Consider the following 18263-nt stretch of genomic DNA (forward strand, 5'->3'; position numbering starts at 1 on the left):
TTCACAAGGAAACCCTAAAGAGTGGCGCGTCCTGGAGGATTCGAACCTCCGACCGCCTGGTTCGTAGCCAGGTACTCTATCCAGCTGAGCTAAGGACGCGCAATAATCTTTATTTTACTTTGTATAACCCGTTTATCAAACGAATTATTAAATAGTGGCGCGTCCTGGAGGATTCGAACCTCCGACCGCCTGGTTCGTAGCCAGGTACTCTATCCAGCTGAGCTAAGGACGCGCAGATCTTCTTGCTAGGAAGTTGTGAAGTAAATCACATTCATTTCTTGCGAAACAAAAAAAAGGCCATCGGGCCAGTCAATGAATGGCGGTGAAGGAGGGATTCGAACCCTCGATACGGGATAAACCGTATACTCCCTTAGCAGGGGAGCGCCTTCAGCCTCTCGGCCACCTCACCGTTTTCATTGTTATATCTCAAAAGAGATATGGCGCGTCCTGGAGGATTCGAACCTCCGACCGCCTGGTTCGTAGCCAGGTACTCTATCCAGCTGAGCTAAGGACGCACTTTTTGTTGATAAATCAACGTTGCAAGAATGGCGGTGAAGGAGGGATTCGAACCCTCGATACGGGATAAACCGTATACTCCCTTAGCAGGGGAGCGCCTTCAGCCTCTCGGCCACCTCACCGTCTTGCGGAGGCACATATTACGTTTTACCGAAAATATGTCAAACACTTTCTTTGAAAAAAAACGCAAAAAACGCTTAACCGATGCAGATTTAATCAAAGTGACTATAAAACAAACCTTATCACTCTATTATGATGAAAAAAAGAGAATCTTCTCTTAAAAAATGACATTTATCAGAAACTAAAAAGGCTAGCCGATCGGCTAGCCTTTTTCATTCAAACTAAGCTCTGTAAACAGGAGCGACTTAGTAGTTACCTGAAGCAACGTTGCCATTGCCTTTTTCAGCCTGAATGCGCATGTAGATTTCTTCACGGTGAACTGAAACCTCTTTCGGAGCGTTAACACCGATACGTACTTGGTTACCTTTAACACCTAGTACAGTTACAGTCACTTCATCACCAATCATAAGTGTTTCGCCTACGCGGCGAGTCAAAATTAGCATTCTTTGCTCCTTGAGTAATCTCTAAATTTTCTTGCTACAAAGCTATTATCCAACAAAAGTTATATTTTCGTAAACTACCTTGTCACGGAAAATCAGCCTAAAAAGGCATGTTTTTGCTGAATGTTCAATGCTTCACTAGACGTAATGTAAGCATCATGAAGAATGTTTGCTGCTGTATCCACACTCTCAGGTGGCAATACCAGCATCATAGTGAGTGCATTCGTTGCGCAGAAATTGATCGCAATATCTTGCTGAGCCAACAAACCGCATGCATGTTCCACCATTCCATTGACTTCAAGCCCTACAGCGGTTAACAGGCTTACAGCTTCACTATTACGGATTTTATCGCTGAACACCAGATCGAACTTGGCACATGCTTCTTGTTTTATCATGATACCTGTTCGTTCTGTTTCCTCGATCACATTCCAAATGTCTATGCCTAACATCTGACATTGTTTTGTAGCACTAGATAAATGTTCTTTATCGACTTCAATAATGGCAAGGTCACGTTGAATGGCTATACCAGAGACGGCTTGATGGCCTGATTCCCCCTTAACCAAACTGCCTTCATTAACTTCAAAGGTCGAAAGCACGCGTAGCGGTACATTATTCTTCCATGCGAACTGCACAGAAGGTAAATGTAGAACTTTTGCTCCTCGACTTGCCATTGCTTCCATTGAAGGAAAGTCAATGACCGCCATTTTCTGAGCATTTTTCACTACACGTGGGTCACAAGTATAAATACCATCAACGTCGGTAAAGATTTGACACTCGTCAGCGCGCAATGCGCCTGCAAGCGTCACGGCGCTCGTATCAGAGCCGCCTCGACCTAATGTGGTGATATCCCCATTTTCATTCACACCTTGAAAACCTGCGACAATGACGATTTGATCTTGTTCAAGTAAATCCGTAATCGTTGAGGTATCAATATGTTTAATCGTCGCGTCATTGTGTTGATTATCCGTCACAATGTTCGCTTGTGCTCCGGTAAGTGAGCGAGCTACATAGCCCAGTTTATTGAGTGTCATCGCCAATAACGCCATTGACACTTGCTCACCAGCAGAGAGCAAAACATCAAGTTCTCGAGCCGTAGGAACACTATCTACTTGTTTCGCTAGGTCCATTAGTCGGTTTGTTTCGCCTGACATTGCAGACACAACTACGACAACTTGATTACCATCATTTTTCGCCTTAATGATGTGTTCAGCGACCTGGTGGATTCTTTCAATTGAACCCACGGAGGTTCCACCAAACTTTTGCACGATAAGGGGCTTTTTCACCAGTCTTCACCTTCCCAAGACCAAAGTCTCATTCGGACCACTTATATTCCACTAGTTGAAATTATATAAGCGGTAGTTACAACAAAAACCAAGCAGCTTAAATGACCTGGTTATTTTTCGGTCAATTAAACCACTTGGTTACCGTAAAAAAATTACGCCCAATCAAAGAAACTTGATTGAGCGTAAATTCGTTATGTAATGCTTATAAGCGCTCTTCTAGCCAAGGCTGAACAGTTTTGATCGCTTCTGGTAATGCTGACACATCAGTACCACCAGCTTGCGCCATGTCAGGGCGACCACCGCCCTTACCACCAACCTGCTCTGCAACCATTTTAACGAGGTCGCCCGCCTTAACTTTGCCTACCAGATCTTTCGTCACACCAGCAATCAAGCCAACTTTGTCATCAGTTACGTTTGCTAGAAGCACAACACCTGAGCCCATTTGGTTCTTGATGTCGTCAACCATTGTACGTAGGTTTTTGCTATCTGCGCCTTCTAGTGCAGCAACCAGTACTTTCGTGCCGTTTACTTCCACTGCTTTACCCATGATGTTTGCGCTTTCAGCAGCAGCCATCTTGTCTTTAAGCTTCTGAAGTTCTTTTTCTAGCGTTTTCGCTTTTTGTGCAGATTCTGCTAGTTTCTCTTCGTATTTTGCAGCTTGAGCTTCGATCGCATCTAGAGCTGCTTCACCTGTTACTGCTTCAATACGACGGATGCCCGCCGCGATGCCGCTCTCAGAGGTGATCTTGAATAAGCCGATATCGCCAGTGTTAGAAGCGTGGATACCACCACAAAGCTCTGTAGAGAAATCGCCCATAGACAGTACGCGTACTTCATCATCGTACTTCTCGCCAAATAGTGCCATTGCGCCTTTCTTCTTCGCAGACTCAATGTCCATCACGTTGGTTTCAATAACGTGGTTGCGACGAATTTGCGCGTTCACTAGACGTTCAACTTCTTTTAGCTCTGCCGCCGTTACCGCTTCTAGATGAGAGAAGTCAAAACGTAGGTTTTCTGCTTTAACCAAAGAGCCTTTTTGCGTCACGTGCTCACCAAGAACTTGACGAAGTGCGGCGTGTAGCAAGTGCGTTGCTGAGTGGTTTAGAGAGATAGCTGCGCGACGTTCTGCGTCAACGATAGTAGCGACTTCATCGCCTTTCGCTAGAACACCTTCCGCCATAACACCGTGGTGTGCGATTGCGTTGCCTAACTTTTGAGTATCTTCTACTCGGAATACACCAGCTTCAGTGCGGATTTCACCCGCATCACCACATTGACCGCCTGACTCAGCGTAGAATGGGGTTTCACCAAGCACAATGATCGCTTTGTCGCCAGCAGATAGAGAATCCACTTCGTTGCCTTCAACGAACATTGCAGCCACTGAGCTAGAGCCTTTTGTTCCAACGTAGCCACAGAATTCAGTTTGTGTATCAACTTTAATTGCTGCGTTGTAGTCTGTACCGAACTGACCCGCTTCACGCGCACGCTGACGCTGCTCTTCCATTGCTTTCTCGAAGCCTTCTTCGTCAATCGCGAACTCACGTTCACGCGCAACGTCGTTAGTCAAGTCAGCTGGGAAGCCGTAAGTATCGTAAAGTTTGAATACGGTTTCACCGTCGAGCACTTTACCATCTAAGTTATCTAGCGCTTCGTTTAGAATCGCCATACCGCGTTCAAGCGTACGACCGAAGTTTTCTTCTTCGATACGCAGTACTTTTTCTACGACAGCTTGCTGACGTTTCAGTTCTTCACCTGCAGTGCCCATGATGTCAGCTAGTACACCAACCAATTTGTGGAAGAATGCACCTTGCGCACCTAGCTTGTTACCGTGACGAACAGCACGACGAATGATACGACGTAGAACATAGCCACGACCTTCGTTTGAAGGCATAACACCATCAACAATCAGGAATGAACATGAACGGATGTGGTCAGCGATAACGCGTAGCGATTGGTTTGATAGGTCTTCGTAACCGATCACTTCTGCGGCTGCTTTGATAAGAGCTTGGAATACGTCGATTTCGTAGTTTGAGTGAACGCCTTGCATGATTGCAGAGATACGCTCGATACCCATACCTGTATCTACCGACGGTTTTGGTAGCGGTTCCATCGTGCCATCAGCATGACGGTTGAACTGCATGAATACGTTGTTCCAGATCTCGATGAAACGGTCACCATCTTCTTCAGGTGTGCCAGGACGGCCACCCCAGATGTGCTCACCGTGATCGTAGAAAATTTCAGTACATGGACCACAAGGACCAGTGTCACCCATTTGCCAGAAGTTGTCTGACTCGTATGGCTTACCACCTTTCTTGTCGCCAATGCGGATGATGCGATCTGCAGGAACACCTACTTTCTTGTTCCAGATATCGAATGCTTCGTCATCAGTTTCGTAAACGGTCACCAATAGACGGTCTGCAGGCAGCTTAAGAACGTCTGTTAGAAATTCCCAAGCGAATGAAATCGCGTCTTCTTTGAAGTAATCGCCAAAGCTGAAGTTGCCTAGCATTTCAAAGAAAGTATGGTGACGAGCTGTAAAGCCCACGTTTTCCAGGTCGTTGTGTTTACCGCCAGCACGTACACAACGTTGAGCCGTAGTCGCTCGAGTATAGGCTCGTTTTTCCAAGCCTAAGAAACAATCCTTAAATTGGTTCATACCTGCGTTTGTGAACAGCAGGGTTGGGTCGTTATGTGGAACTAACGATGAACTTTCTACGATTTGGTGTCCTTTGCTTTCAAAGAACTTGAGGAACGCGTTACGAACCTCGTCAGTGCTCATGTACATGCAGCTCTTCCTGAAAATAGTCGAGTTAGAATTTTGCCGTATTGTAGATCATGCAATCAGCTGAGACTAGTTTTCTTGCGGAAAAGAGGGGGTAGAAGAAAAAATTTGAAGCAAAACAAAAATCAGTGTGAATAATTCACGCCTAATCTTCGTCTTCAAAGCTTAACGCATAGCTAATTTGGTCAAAACTGTAGCCACGATATTGTAAGAAACGAACCTGTTTAGCGTACTCTTTCTGGTCTTTGGCCTTTATTCCTTTAAATTTCTTCTCTGCTGCCAATTTTGCCAATTCAAACCAATCTTGGGGTTCTTCTGCCATTGCTTGTTCAATGACAGATTCTGCAACGCGCTTCTGGTTAAGCTCTTGGCGAATACGACGCTCACCATGACCTTTGTAAACGTGTTGACGCACTTGGCTTTTGGCGTAACGCAAGTCATCCAAATAATTGTGTTCTAAACAAAAGTTAATCGCAGCTTCAATATCAGCCTCTTCATAGCCTTTCATCGCAAGCTTTTGATGGAGCTCATATAAGCCATGATCTCGACGACTAAGTAACTGAATCGCGGCTTCTTTGCTAGATAGCGTCGGTGCTTGTCGCTTTTGGTACATAGTGATCCTAAAGGTAATTTAGCTGTACAGGCTTTTCGTTTGCCTTAAATTTCTTCGATTTTGATTTCGACAAATACAACAAAGCCCTGCAACGCAGGGCTTTGTTTTAGTCTATCAGAAGATTAAAACTCTTCTTCTTGCTCAGGCTTCTCACCGGCAGTAGGTGCTTCTGGTTGAGCTGGAGAAAGTAGCATTTCACGCAGTTTGGTATCGATTGTTTTCGCGATTTCTGGATGCTCACGCAGGTAGTTACAAGCGTTTGCTTTACCTTGACCAATCTTATCGCCATTGTAGCTGTACCAAGCACCCGCTTTTTCTACTAGCTTGTGCTTCACGCCTAAGTCAATCAACTCACCTTCACGGTTAAAGCCTTGGCCATACATGATTTGCGTGTTTGCTTCTTTAAATGGTGCTGCAATCTTGTTCTTAACCACTTTGATACGCGTTTCGTTACCTACAACTTCGTCGCCTTCTTTGATTGCGCCAGTACGACGGATATCTAAACGAACAGAAGCGTAAAACTTAAGCGCATTACCGCCAGTAGTCGTTTCAGGGTTACCGAACATCACACCAATCTTCATACGGATTTGGTTGATGAAGATACACATACAGTTAGACTGTTTCAGGTTACCTGTAAGCTTACGCATTGCTTGAGAAAGCATACGAGCTTGGAGACCCATGTGGCTGTCGCCCATTTCACCTTCGATCTCAGCTTTAGGTGTTAGAGCAGCAACAGAGTCAACAACCATTACGTCGATTGCACCAGAGCGAGCTAATGCATCACAAATCTCTAGAGCTTGCTCACCAGTGTCTGGCTGAGATACCAATAGTGCATCGATATCAACGCCAAGTTTCTTTGCATATACAGGATCTAAAGCGTGCTCTGCATCGATAAACGCACAAGTTTTGCCTTCACGTTGCGCAGCAGCAATAAGTTCAAGAGTTAGTGTTGTTTTACCTGAAGATTCTGGACCGTAAATCTCAACGATACGACCCATTGGTAGACCACCAGCACCCAAAGCGATATCAAGAGAAAGCGAACCCGTTGAAATGGTTTCTACATCCATTGCGCGGTTATCACCAAGGCGCATGATAGAGCCTTTACCGAATTGCTTTTCAATTTGACCTAGCGCAGCGGCGAGCGCTTTCTGTTTGTTCTCGTCCATTACTTTCTCCGATTTATTCATCTTCTTTGGGCGACGAATAGTAATTCATTTTTCTTAAGCAGAAGTTCTGCTCAGCAATAAAAGTCATTATACTGTTGATTCATACAGTGTCCATACCTGTATGAAAAAAATTTGGCTCACAATATCGTGCAGTTTTCTCTAGCCCTTGTTTTCTCTGGGCTTACGCAGTTCCAAAAAATCTAGATTAAGTGTTGGTGCAATTGACTCAATGCATGAATCACCGCTTGTTCGCGAACTTCTGCTCGATTTCCAGAAAAATGCATGGTTTCTACTAACTGCCACCCCTGATTATCTGCAAAGGCAAAACACACCGTTCCAACCGGCTTTTCCTCACTGCCACCACCAGGACCAGCGATGCCACTGATAGACACCCCAATTGTTGCATTGGAATGTTTTAATGCCCCCTGCACCATTTCGATTACAACCGGCTCACTCACTGCGCCATACGCTTCGAGTGTTTGAAACTGCACTCCAAGCATCTCCATTTTGGCCTCATTACTGTACGTAACAAAAGCGCGGTCAAGCCAACCGGAGCTACCTGCAATATCAGTAATTGCGGCTGCAACGCCACCGCCAGTACAGGACTCTGCTGTGGTCAGCACATGCCCATGTCGCGCAAGTAACACACCTAAATCAGCACTTAATTTTGTTGTTTTTTCCATAGCCAAAATGCCCTTTGTCTCTTTTTACTTGATAGGGATTCACGTATCCTAAGCCGCTACGGAAATAAACAAAAGAACTTACCTGTGAAAGCTGAACAAAAACACACTCCGATGATGCAGCAATATCTCAAGCTAAAAGCTGAGAACCCAGAAATTTTGCTGTTCTACCGCATGGGCGATTTCTACGAACTCTTCTATGATGACGCGAAACGAGCGTCTCAACTGCTTGATATTTCATTAACCAAGCGCGGTTCATCGGCCGGAGAACCTATTCCTATGGCGGGAGTGCCATTCCATGCAGTGGAAGGGTATCTCGCGAAACTAGTTCAGCTTGGTGAGTCAGTCGCAATCTGTGAACAAATTGGGGATCCTGCGACGAGCAAAGGTCCTGTTGAGCGTAAAGTAGTACGCATTGTCACGCCAGGCACCGTAACCGATGAGGCACTGCTTTCTGAACGTCTCGATAACTTAATCGCTGCGATTTACCATCACAACGGCAAGTTTGGTTATGCGACGTTAGACGTTACTTCTGGCCGTTTTCAATTAACGGAGCCAGAAACCGAAGAAGCCATGATGGCGGAACTACAACGCACCGCACCGCGTGAGTTGTTGTTCCCTGAAGATTTCGAGCCAGTCCACTTGATGTCGAACCGTAACGGTAACCGTCGTCGCCCTGTATGGGAGTTTGAACTAGATACAGCCAAACAACAGCTGAACCAGCAGTTTGGCACCCGTGATCTTGTCGGTTTTGGTGTTGAGCACGCCTCTCTTGGTTTGTGCGCCGCAGGTTGTTTGATCCAATACGTAAAAGACACACAACGCACTGCTCTACCACATATCCGCTCACTAACGTTTGATCGCCAAGATCACTCTGTAATTTTAGATGCAGCTACGCGTCGCAATCTAGAAATCACCCAAAATTTAGCTGGCGGCACGGACAATACACTCGCCGCAGTTCTCGACCATTGCTCAACCCCGATGGGCAGCCGCATGTTAAAGCGTTGGCTGCATCAACCGATGCGTTGTATTGATACGCTAAACAACCGTCTGGATGCGATTGGTGAAATTAAAGATCAAGGCTTATTTACCGATCTTCAGCCAACTTTAAAACAGATTGGCGATATTGAACGTATCTTAGCGCGTCTTGCTCTACGTTCTGCTCGTCCACGTGATATGGCTCGCCTACGCCATGCCATGCAACAACTTCCTGAACTAGAATCGCTCACTGCATCCTTAACTCATCCATACCTAGTGAAGTTGGCTCAATTTGCTGCGCCAATAGATGAGGTATGTGAACTTCTTGAGCGTGCTATCAAAGAAAACCCGCCGGTAGTGATCCGCGATGGTGGTGTGATTGCAGAAGGCTATAACGAAGAATTGGATGAGTGGCGCAAGCTCGCTGATGGTGCAACCGAGTATCTAGAAAAGCTCGAAGCGGATGAACGCGAGCGTCATGGCATCGATACGCTGAAAGTTGGCTACAACGCCGTACATGGGTTCTTCATTCAGGTAAGCCGTGGCCAAAGCCATTTGGTACCGCCACATTACGTGCGTCGCCAAACTCTGAAAAATGCCGAGCGCTACATTATTCCTGAGCTTAAAGAGCATGAAGACAAAGTTCTGAACTCAAAATCAAAAGCACTCGCACTAGAGAAAAAACTGTGGGAAGAGCTGTTCGATTTGCTGATGCCTCATCTTGAACAAATGCAAAACCTAGCTTCTGCCGTTTCACAGATGGACGTGTTACAAAACCTAGCAGAACGCGCAGACTCATTGGATTATTGCCGCCCTACTCTAGTTAAAGACGCAGGTATTCACATTCAAGCAGGTCGCCACCCGGTAGTAGAGCAAGTCACCTCGGACCCGTTCATTGCTAACCCAATAGAATTAAGCCCAAGCCGTAAAATGCTCATCATCACGGGTCCAAACATGGGGGGTAAATCAACCTACATGCGCCAAACTGCGCTAATTGCGTTGATGGCTCACATCGGCTCTTATGTACCTGCAGAGTCAGCACAAATTGGCTCATTGGATCGCATCTTTACTCGTATCGGTGCTTCAGATGACTTGGCATCAGGTCGTTCAACCTTCATGGTAGAGATGACAGAAACGGCCAACATTCTCCACAACGCAACCAAGAACAGCTTGGTGTTAATGGATGAGATCGGTCGCGGTACCAGTACTTACGATGGTCTTTCATTGGCATGGGCAAGTGCCGAATGGCTTGCAACACAAATTGGCGCGATGACACTTTTCGCTACGCACTATTTTGAACTAACCGAATTACCGAACTTACTACCAAACTTAGCGAATGTTCACCTAGATGCGGTAGAACATGGCGACAGCATTGCTTTCATGCACGCTGTTCAAGAGGGCGCCGCAAGCAAATCATACGGCTTGGCGGTTGCGGGCTTAGCTGGCGTACCTAAAACGGTCATCAAAAATGCTCGTACTAAACTGTCTCAACTAGAGCAACTCGGCCAAGCTAGCGACTCGCCTCGTCCAAGCACTGTGGATGTAGCAAATCAGCTCAGCTTAATCCCTGAACCTAGCGAAATTGAACAAGCGTTATCAAACATCGATCCAGACGACTTAACACCTCGTCAAGCCCTTGAAGAGCTGTATCGTTTGAAGAAAATGCTTTAACGAGAATATCTAATCTCCCCTAAAACAGAAAAGGGCTATGGTTATCCATAGCCCTTTGTGTTTCGAGAAAGCTTAGTATTAATCGTCTTCGACGTTAAACAAGTTTTCCATATTTAGGCCTTGTTTAATTAGGATTTCACGAAGTCGACGTAAACCCTCCACTTGAATTTGACGTACACGCTCACGGGTAAGACCAATCTCTCGTCCCACTTCTTCAAGCGTAGACGGCTCATAGCCAAGCAAACCAAAACGGCGTGCAAGCACTTCTTTTTGTTTTGGATTCAACTCTTCCAACCAATGGATCAAAGACGATTTGATGTCATCATCTTGAGTCGACACTTCTGGATCAGAGTTGTTTGCGTCAGGAATAATATCCAGAAGCGCTTTTTCACCGTCACCACCAATTGGGGTATCAACGGAGCTAATACGCTCGTTAAGACGCAGCATTTTGCTGACATCTTCTACTGGTATATCTAATTGAGCAGCAATTTCTTCTGCAGTTGGTTCATGATCGAGCTTTTGAGAAAGTTCACGCGCAGTACGCAGATAAATGTTCAGCTCTTTCACGACATGAATAGGCAAGCGAATGGTGCGAGTTTGGTTCATCAACGCACGTTCGATCGTTTGACGGATCCACCATGTTGCGTAAGTTGAGAAACGGAAGCCTCTTTCTGGATCGAATTTTTCAACCGCTCGGATCAAACCGAGGTTACCTTCTTCAATAAGATCGAGTAGCGCTAGGCCACGGTTGCTGTACCGACGAGAAATTTTTACTACTAAACGCAAGTTACTTTCGATCATGCGCTTACGAGCCGCTTCATCACCACGCAATGCTCTGCGGGCGTAAAGGACTTCTTCTTCAGCAGTAAGTAGAGGTGAGAAGCCAATTTCACCTAGATACAATTGAGTTGCGTCTAGGCTTTTACTGCTCGCGTCAAACTCTTCACGGACAGCTGTTTTGCCTTCGGTAGTAGATGATGATTTTTCGAGTTCGTTATCAATGGTCGTCTCTGACGCATTGTCGTATTCAAACTCTTCAACTTTGGATACTGTGTTGCTGATACTCATAACGCCTCCCCCTGGCGAGTTAGCAAGACATGACAACTCAATATGTCGCTAAATGATTTCGCAAGTTGTTTTTCAAAGTCTTACGGTAAATAGCGTTTTGGATTCACTGATTTACCTTGGTAGCGAATTTCAAAGTGCAGCTTGACGGATTTTGCGCCTGAACTACCCATGGTCGCAATTTTCTGTCCGCTTTTTACACTCTGACCTTCTGTTACCAGCAGTTTGTCGTTATGTGCGTATGCGCTTAAATAATTGTCGTTATGCTTCACTATAATTAGGTTGCCATAACCTCTTAGCGCATTACCCGAATAAACGACCGTGCCGGCTGCGGTTGAAACGATAGGCTGACCACGCTGTCCTGCGATGTCAATGCCTTTATTTCCCTGTTCTCCCGCCGAGAAGTTCTTGATTACTCTCCCTTTTGTCGGCCACAACCACTTCGATACTTTGTCGTTTTGTACCGTCGTTGTTGGCGGCTTCGGTTTAGTAGGTTGGTTATCTTTTGAACCAACATACTCCTTTGCTTTGGTTTGTTCAACTTTCTTTGGCGGCTCTTTTTGTGCGACTTTAGTCGGAGTTGTTGTAGGCTTTTGACTAGAGTTTTTACTTGAAGTCACAGGCTTTGTCGTCGTCGTTGGCTTCACCACTGGAGGCGGTGTCGTTGTAACTACAGGTACTACAACGGGTTCAACTTTTTGGCCATATTTTGGCGCGACATATTTCGGAGCCCAAAGTTTTAGCTTTTGACCTGGATAAATGGTGTAAGGCTGAGAGAGTTCGTTGTAACGTACAAGATCATTTACATCCTTATCTGTGACGTAAGCAATGAAATAAAGTGTGTCACCTTTCTTTACTTCGTAGTAACTCCCTCTATAACTGCCACGCTCAACGCTCGAATAATCCTTCTTTAAGCTGGAAACAGGCGCAGGTGAGTGAGCCGCGCAACCAACAAGTCCCGCAGCTAATACAAAGCTAATACCAATATGACGCAGTAACTTACTCACCTAACCTCAGATCCTTAAGCCAAATCACCCGCGACAAGAGGAACAAATCGAACCATTTCCACAACGGTAGAAAGGTACTCGTCACCCTTGCGTTCAATTTTAAGTAGTTGCTGCTCAGCATCTCCGACAGGAATTACCATTTTACCGCCATCTTTTAGCTGTGAGAGAAGCGCTTGGGGAATCACTTCTGCAGCAGCGGTAACAATGATAGCGTCAAACGGACCTTTCGTTTCCCATCCTAACCAGCCATCACCATGCTTCGTCGAGACATTGTAGATATCAAGTTGCTTAAGACGACGTTTCGCTTCCCATTGCAAAGATTTGATGCGTTCAACGGAATAAACATGGTCAACGATTCGTGCTAAAACTGCGGTTTGGTATCCAGAACCGGTTCCGATTTCCAAAACGTTACTAGCACGTTGAAGCTCAAGCAGCTCGGTCATGCGAGCGACGATGTAAGGTTGAGAAATAGTTTGTCCCTGACCAATCGGTAGCGCATTGTTATCGTAGGCTTGGTGCATCATCGCTTGAGAAACAAAGCTCTCTCTCGGTAAACAATGCATTGCATCCAAAACGCGTTGATCTTTGATGCCACTGGAGATAAGAAACGCTATCAACCTGTCAGCATGTGGGTTACTCATTACTTCTCTTCCTTCAACCAACTATCCATCGCACGCAGAGACTCATGAGCCGTAAGGTCTACTTGCAGTGGGGTAATAGAAACTCGACCGTGCTCAATCGCATAAAAGTCGGTACCTTCACCCGCATCTTGTTCTTTCCCCGGAGGCCCTAACCAATAGATATCATGCCCACGCGGATCTTTCTGCTTGATCATATTCTCTGCGTGATGACGAGCACCTAAACGGGTCACTTCGATTTCACCAAGACTCTCGAGAGGCAAATCAGGTACGTTTACGTTCAACAAACGGTTGGTTGGGATTGGCGCTGACAAGTGTTGCTCAACCAACTGTCGAGCAATTTTAGCAGCCGACTCAAAATGACGTTTACCAACCAGTGAAAATGCAATGGCTTGCACGCCAAGAAAGTGCCCTTCCATTGCTGCAGCGACGGTACCAGAGTACAGAACGTCATCCCCCAGATTTGCACCATGATTAATGCCAGATAATACAAGATCTGGCAGGTCATCTTTCATCAGCTCATTTAGAGCAAAATGAACGCAATCTGTCGGTGTCCCTTGAACCGAATAAGTATTAGGAGCAATTTCTGTGACTCGCAGAGGTTGTTCCAATGTCAGTGAGTTTGATGCCCCAGAACGATTTCGGTCTGGGGCAACAATGATCACTTCCGCGATGCTTCTCAGCTCATCCGCTAACGCGTGAATTCCTTGAGCATGCACACCGTCGTCATTACTAATTAGAATTCTTAAAGGTTTTGTATTTAGTGAATCCAGTTCCATTAGTATTCTCTTTCTACTTTGACCTCATTCACCAACTCACGAACAATGGATGTGGCAAAAGAGCCTGCATCGAGTGAGAAGGTCAACGTAATATTGTTACCTTCAACGTTCCAAGCTAAGTCTTTTGGTTTGAGTGCGATTTCACGACGATCGTGACGCATACGATTACCACGGATCAGAGCCATTAAATCAGGTTCTTCATCAATAAATGGCTGTTCTAATGCAAGTGCATCAGCTTGGGTCGGTAACGCATTATCACCCGCTAAAGCGGCAGTGATCTCAACTTCACTCAATGCAAGCTTGTTTTGCATATCAGCAAGGTTATTCGCATCAACAGCCAACAATCCTTGTGATGTCTGTGCGATGTCACCATCGATGAATTTATCAAACACACCATTTTCTAGACGAGCAGAAACGATGCGGTTGAAGATCCATGAACGCGCGGCAGACAAGTACATGCTGCGTTTGTTTTGGTTACGCGTACGAACGTTTTCTCGTCCCCAACGACGAGCTTCGTCGAGGTTATTTCCATCGTTACCAAAGCGTTGGCTACCAAAGTAGTTTGGCACACCAACTTGTTTAACTTTTTCAAGGCGTTGCTCTACATCCGCCACATCTGTCACTTCAGACAAGGTAACCACAAACTCGTTCCCGATTAAGTCACCAGGACGCAGTTTTTTGTTGTGTCGATCGGTCGCTAGAATTTCAATACTTGGGTATTGCGCCAAAAATGTCGAAAAATCTGGAGTCTCACCTTTAGGCAGATGAACACTTAGCCATTGTTCGGTTACTGCATGGCGATCTTTCAGGCCTGCCCAACTAACGTCTTTAGACTTAACACCACAAGCTTTCGCTAGCTCGTTAGCGACGAAACTGGTGTTCTCACCTGTTTTTCGAATGCGCACCATTAAGTGTTCACCTTCTCCCGTGAAGGCAAAACCCAAATCTTCGCGAACCTGAAAGTGTTCTGGTTGCGCTTTAATTTTTGCTGATGCTACTGGCTTGCCTGTGAGGTAAGCCAATGAGGATAAAATATCTGACATGATGTATTTCCACTGCTTACGCAGCTTTAAGGAGCAAATTATTCGATTATTGCTTAAATAGAAGCACGACTGCTTCTGTAGCAATGCCTTCTTTGCGTCCAGTAAAACCAAGACGTTCTGTCGTCGTTGCTTTTACGTTGATGTTGCTAATATCGGTTTCTAGATCTTCGGCAATGGCTGCACACATTGCATCAATGTAAGGCGCCATTTTCGGCGCTTGCGCCATGATGGTGACGTCTGCATTACCAAGGCGGTAGCCTTGTTCTTTTACTCGACGGTAAACGTCTTTCAATAATTCGCGGCTGTTTGCACCTTTCCATTTATCGTCGGTATCTGGAAAATGACGGCCAATATCACCCGCAGCAATCGCACCTAACAAAGCGTCAGTGAGAGCATGCAGAGCAACGTCGCCGTCTGAGTGCGCAATCAGGCCTTGTTCGTAAGGAATTGCAACACCACCAATAATCACAGGGCCTTCACCGCCAAATTTGTGTACGTCGAAACCATGACCAATTCGAATCATTTTTTATCCTTTATTTTCTAACCGCGCTCGCGGCTAAGATAAAACTCGGCTAAGGCGAGATCTTCTGGCTGAGTAATTTTAATGTTATTCGCACTACCTTGAACTAAAGCTGGCGTTTCTCCCAACCACTCTAAAGCCGATGCTTCATCAGTGATCGCAACACCTTGCTGCAATGCGTCTGCCAGTGCTCTTGTTAGCTGCTGAGTTTTAAACATTTGTGGAGTCAGTGCATGCCACAATGCTTCTCTGTCTACGGTATGATCGATGTTGTTTTCTTTGTTCGCTCGTTTCATTGTATCTCTCACGGGCGAGGCAAGAATGCCACCAGTAGGATGAACACAACAAACATCAATCAGACGATCAATATCGTTTAATGTTACGCAAGGTCTCGCAGCATCATGGACCAGAACCCATTCACACGGAAGCTGCGCACTTACATAGTTTAGCCCTGAAAGCACTGAATCGGCTCTTTCTTTACCACCAGCGACACGTATTACGTCTGGGTGCAGGGCAATCGATAGTTCAGGGTAGTATGGGTCACCTTCTGTAACCGCAACCACAACTTTCGCGATTTTAGGGTGAGCAAGCAGTTTCTCTACGGTATGTTCCAATACCGTTTTTCCATCGATTAACAAATACTGTTTAGGTCGATCTGCTTTCATTCGGCTACCAACACCAGCCGCAGGTACAATAGCGATATGAGATGAAACGTTCTCTGACATCTTACGGGTTTTCCTCACCAACTATGCGGTAGAAGGTCTCTCCTTCTTTCACCAAACCAAGTTCATGACGAGCTCTTTCTTCAATCGCATCAAGTCCTTGCTTTAAGTCATCTATCTCAGCAAACATTTCATTATTGCGAGCTTGTAGCTTGCTGTTCACCTGCTGTTGAACTTCAATTTCATCTTTTACTGTGTAGTAGTCAGACACCCCGTTTTTACCAAACCATAGAGTGTATTGAAGCCAACCAAACAGTAACGTAAGGGCTATAACAAAGATTCGCATATCGCTGCTAACATTCTGTACCGGAAGGAATTAGATAAGGTGACATATATAGCATAAATGCCGAGTTGCCTCTAGGGGATAAAGGGAGACTCACACGCTCCTTACAGGAAATAAGCACGAAAATAAAAAATGCCTAAGTTCGATGGCACTCTTTAATCGAGAAAGTAAAGAACCGTTTACGTGCTAGAAAGAGGAAGATTCGGTTTCAATTACCTGGCAGTTAGCTAACTAAGAGCTTGCTAGATACAGATGAGTTGGTTGCTTTCTTTTAGGTATAGCAGCAACACGGTCAAAACAGCTCATCGCTCTTAACCATCTGCTTTTAAACATACGCCAATAAACAAAAACCCCCGCCTTAGCGAGGGTTTCAAAAAGCTATTTAACTAAACTAATTCAATAAGAATTAAGCTTGGCCTTTAACTTCTTTAAGACCGTTGAAAGGAGCGCGCTCACCTAGAGCTTCCTCGATACGGATTAGTTGGTTGTACTTAGCAACACGGTCAGAACGGCTCATCGCTCTTAACCATCTGCTTTTAAACATACGCCTATAAACAAAAACCCCCGCCTTAGCGAGGGTTTCAAAAAGCTATTTAGCTAAACTAATTCAATAAGAATTAAGCTTGGCCTTTAACTTCTTTAAGACCGTTGAAAGGAGCGCGCTCACCTAGAGCTTCCTCGATACGGATTAGTTGGTTGTACTTAGCAACACGGTCAGAACGGCTCATAGAACCAGTTTTGATTTGACCTGCAGCTGTACCTACCGCTAGGTCAGCGATAGTTGCATCTTCAGTTTCGCCAGAACGGTGAGAGATTACTGCTGTGTAACCTGCGTCTTTAGCCATCTTAATTGCAGCTAGAGTCTCAGTTAGAGAACCGATTTGGTTGAACTTGATTAGGATAGAGTTAGCGATGCCTTTCTCGATACCTTCAGCTAGGATCTTAGTGTTTGTAACGAATAGATCGTCACCAACTAGTTGGATCTTGTCGCCTAGAAGTTGAGTTTGGTGTGCGAAACCATCCCAGTCAGACTCGTCTAGACCATCTTCGATAGATACGATTGGGAATTGCTCAACTAGACCAGCTAGGTAGTGGTTGAACTCTTCAGAAGTGAAAGTTTTGCCTTCACCTTTCATGTTGTAGATGCCAGCTTCTTTGTCGAAGAACTCAGATGCAGCACAGTCCATAGCTAGAGTAACGTCTTTGCCTAGCTCGTAACCAGCAGCAGCAACAGCTTCTGCGATAACTTCTAGAGCTTCAGCGTTAGATTTAAGGTTAGGAGCGAAACCACCTTCGTCACCAACAGCTGTGTTGTAGCCTTTAGACTTAAGAACTTTAGCTAGGTTGTGGAATACTTCCGCACCCATGCGTACAGCTTCTTTAAGAGTTGCAGCGCCAACTGGTTGAATCATGAATTCTTGGATGTCAACGTTGTTGTCTGCGTGCTCACCACCGTTGATGATGTTCATCATTGGTAGAGGCATAGAGAACTGACCAGCAGTACCGTTTAGCTCAGCGATGTGCTCGTATAGAGGCATGCCTTTAGCTGCTGCTGCTGCTTTAGCGTTTGCTAGAGAAACTGCTAGGATAGCGTTCGCACCGAATTTAGATTTGTTTTCAGTGCCGTCTAGTTCGATCATTACTGCGTCGATTGCAGCTTGGTCTTTAGCGTCTTTGCCAACTAGAGCTTCAGCGATTGGGCCGTTTACAGCTTCAATTGCTTTAAGAACACCTTTACCTAGGAAACGTGCTTTGTCACCGTCACGTAGCTCAAGAGCTTCGCGAGAACCAGTAGATGCGCCAGATGGAGCTGCCGCCATACCTACGAAACCGCCTTCTAGGTGTACTTCAGCTTCTACAGTTGGGTTACCACGTGAGTCGATGATTTCACGACCTAGAACTTTAACGATCTTAGACATTAATGTTTCCTCTCGTTTCAAATATAAATGTCAATTTT

At 45.5% G+C, this 18263-nt stretch carries 16 protein-coding genes, 5 tRNA genes and 1 pseudogene; 1 reads left to right on the forward strand and 21 read right to left on the reverse strand.

Annotated elements, in window-relative coordinates; all coding sequences use genetic code 11:
- Nucleotides 1-22 precede the first annotated feature (22 nt).
- From ACF8EG_RS18030 to pncC, 11 genes are all read right to left on the reverse strand, one after another.
- Nucleotides 23-99 (reverse strand) — tRNA-Arg (locus ACF8EG_RS18030).
- A gap of 56 nt (nucleotides 100-155) precedes the next feature.
- Nucleotides 156-232 (reverse strand) — tRNA-Arg (locus ACF8EG_RS18035).
- An 85-nt stretch (nucleotides 233-317) separates the two neighbouring features.
- Nucleotides 318-409 (reverse strand) — tRNA-Ser (locus ACF8EG_RS18040).
- A gap of 29 nt (nucleotides 410-438) precedes the next feature.
- Nucleotides 439-515: transfer RNA gene (locus ACF8EG_RS18045), tRNA-Arg, on the reverse strand.
- A gap of 31 nt (nucleotides 516-546) precedes the next feature.
- Nucleotides 547-638 (reverse strand) — tRNA-Ser (locus ACF8EG_RS18050).
- 243 nt (nucleotides 639-881) lie between these two features.
- Nucleotides 882-1079 carry a carbon storage regulator CsrA gene (csrA, locus tag ACF8EG_RS18055; RefSeq protein ID WP_004415691.1) on the reverse strand — a complete coding sequence of 66 codons (198 nt, stop codon included), beginning with the start codon at nucleotides 1077-1079 and terminating at the stop codon, nucleotides 882-884.
- Nucleotides 1080-1171: 92 nt separating this feature from the next.
- Nucleotides 1172-2359, reverse strand: coding sequence for an aspartate kinase (locus ACF8EG_RS18060; RefSeq protein ID WP_045545344.1), 1188 nt, complete (start codon nucleotides 2357-2359; stop codon nucleotides 1172-1174).
- Between the two features lie 202 nt (nucleotides 2360-2561).
- Nucleotides 2562-5144, reverse strand: a complete 2583-nt coding sequence (gene alaS, locus ACF8EG_RS18065; RefSeq protein WP_005455546.1) for an alanine--tRNA ligase — start codon at nucleotides 5142-5144, stop codon at nucleotides 2562-2564.
- A gap of 142 nt (nucleotides 5145-5286) precedes the next feature.
- On the reverse strand, nucleotides 5287-5754 hold the full coding sequence (gene recX / locus ACF8EG_RS18070) for a recombination regulator RecX (protein ID WP_005455548.1): 468 nt from the start codon (nucleotides 5752-5754) through the stop codon (nucleotides 5287-5289).
- A 122-nt stretch (nucleotides 5755-5876) separates the two neighbouring features.
- Entirely contained in the window at nucleotides 5877-6920 is a 1044-nt protein-coding gene (recA, locus tag ACF8EG_RS18075; RefSeq protein WP_023623298.1) for a recombinase RecA, read from the reverse strand.
- A gap of 200 nt (nucleotides 6921-7120) precedes the next feature.
- Entirely contained in the window at nucleotides 7121-7603 is a 483-nt protein-coding gene (gene pncC, locus ACF8EG_RS18080) for a nicotinamide-nucleotide amidase (protein WP_021450025.1), read from the reverse strand.
- Nucleotides 7604-7687: 84 nt separating this feature from the next.
- On the opposite strand from pncC, the gene mutS reads away from it, so the two are divergent.
- Complete coding sequence (gene mutS, locus ACF8EG_RS18085; RefSeq protein ID WP_017449150.1) at nucleotides 7688-10249, forward strand: DNA mismatch repair protein MutS; 2562 nt, start codon at nucleotides 7688-7690, stop codon at nucleotides 10247-10249.
- Nucleotides 10250-10327: 78 nt separating this feature from the next.
- Here mutS and rpoS read toward each other — a convergent pair whose 3' ends face one another.
- The 10 genes and pseudogenes from rpoS to eno form a co-directional block, all read right to left on the reverse strand.
- Nucleotides 10328-11317 (reverse strand): RNA polymerase sigma factor RpoS, encoded by a 990-nt coding sequence (gene rpoS / locus ACF8EG_RS18090; RefSeq protein WP_005478537.1) that lies wholly within the window; start codon nucleotides 11315-11317, stop codon nucleotides 10328-10330.
- An 80-nt stretch (nucleotides 11318-11397) separates the two neighbouring features.
- Nucleotides 11398-12321, reverse strand: coding sequence for a peptidoglycan DD-metalloendopeptidase family protein (locus ACF8EG_RS18095; RefSeq protein ID WP_005455560.1), 924 nt, complete (start codon nucleotides 12319-12321; stop codon nucleotides 11398-11400).
- Nucleotides 12322-12335: 14 nt separating this feature from the next.
- The gene (locus ACF8EG_RS18100) at nucleotides 12336-12962 is read right to left on the reverse strand and encodes a protein-L-isoaspartate(D-aspartate) O-methyltransferase (RefSeq protein WP_069507039.1); all 627 of its coding nucleotides are present in this window, start codon (nucleotides 12960-12962) and stop codon (nucleotides 12336-12338) included.
- On the reverse strand, nucleotides 12962-13738 hold the full coding sequence (gene surE, locus ACF8EG_RS18105; protein WP_021450028.1) for a 5'/3'-nucleotidase SurE: 777 nt from the start codon (nucleotides 13736-13738) through the stop codon (nucleotides 12962-12964). The genes ACF8EG_RS18100 and surE overlap by 1 nt, the downstream gene beginning before the upstream one ends.
- The gene (truD, locus tag ACF8EG_RS18110) at nucleotides 13738-14781 is read right to left on the reverse strand and encodes a tRNA pseudouridine(13) synthase TruD (RefSeq protein WP_020835387.1); all 1044 of its coding nucleotides are present in this window, start codon (nucleotides 14779-14781) and stop codon (nucleotides 13738-13740) included. Before truD ends, surE begins: the two co-directional genes overlap by 1 nt.
- 46 nt (nucleotides 14782-14827) lie before the next feature.
- Entirely contained in the window at nucleotides 14828-15304 is a 477-nt protein-coding gene (gene ispF / locus ACF8EG_RS18115; RefSeq protein WP_005455572.1) for a 2-C-methyl-D-erythritol 2,4-cyclodiphosphate synthase, read from the reverse strand.
- 17 nt (nucleotides 15305-15321) lie between these two features.
- Complete coding sequence (gene ispD / locus ACF8EG_RS18120) at nucleotides 15322-16026, reverse strand: 2-C-methyl-D-erythritol 4-phosphate cytidylyltransferase (protein WP_031854291.1); 705 nt, start codon at nucleotides 16024-16026, stop codon at nucleotides 15322-15324.
- 1 nt (nucleotide 16027) lies between these two features.
- The gene (gene ftsB, locus ACF8EG_RS18125; protein WP_005455577.1) at nucleotides 16028-16309 is read right to left on the reverse strand and encodes a cell division protein FtsB; all 282 of its coding nucleotides are present in this window, start codon (nucleotides 16307-16309) and stop codon (nucleotides 16028-16030) included.
- A gap of 403 nt (nucleotides 16310-16712) precedes the next feature.
- Nucleotides 16713-16826, reverse strand: a pseudogene (locus ACF8EG_RS18130) (hypothetical protein); the annotation flags it as partial.
- Nucleotides 16827-16923: 97 nt separating this feature from the next.
- Nucleotides 16924-18225 (reverse strand): phosphopyruvate hydratase, encoded by a 1302-nt coding sequence (gene eno / locus ACF8EG_RS18135; protein WP_005455579.1) that lies wholly within the window; start codon nucleotides 18223-18225, stop codon nucleotides 16924-16926.
- Between the last annotated feature and the right edge of the window lie 38 nt (nucleotides 18226-18263).

Source organism: Vibrio sp. YQ_11 (assembly GCF_043103065.1).
GTDB lineage: Bacteria > Pseudomonadota > Gammaproteobacteria > Enterobacterales > Vibrionaceae > Vibrio > Vibrio parahaemolyticus.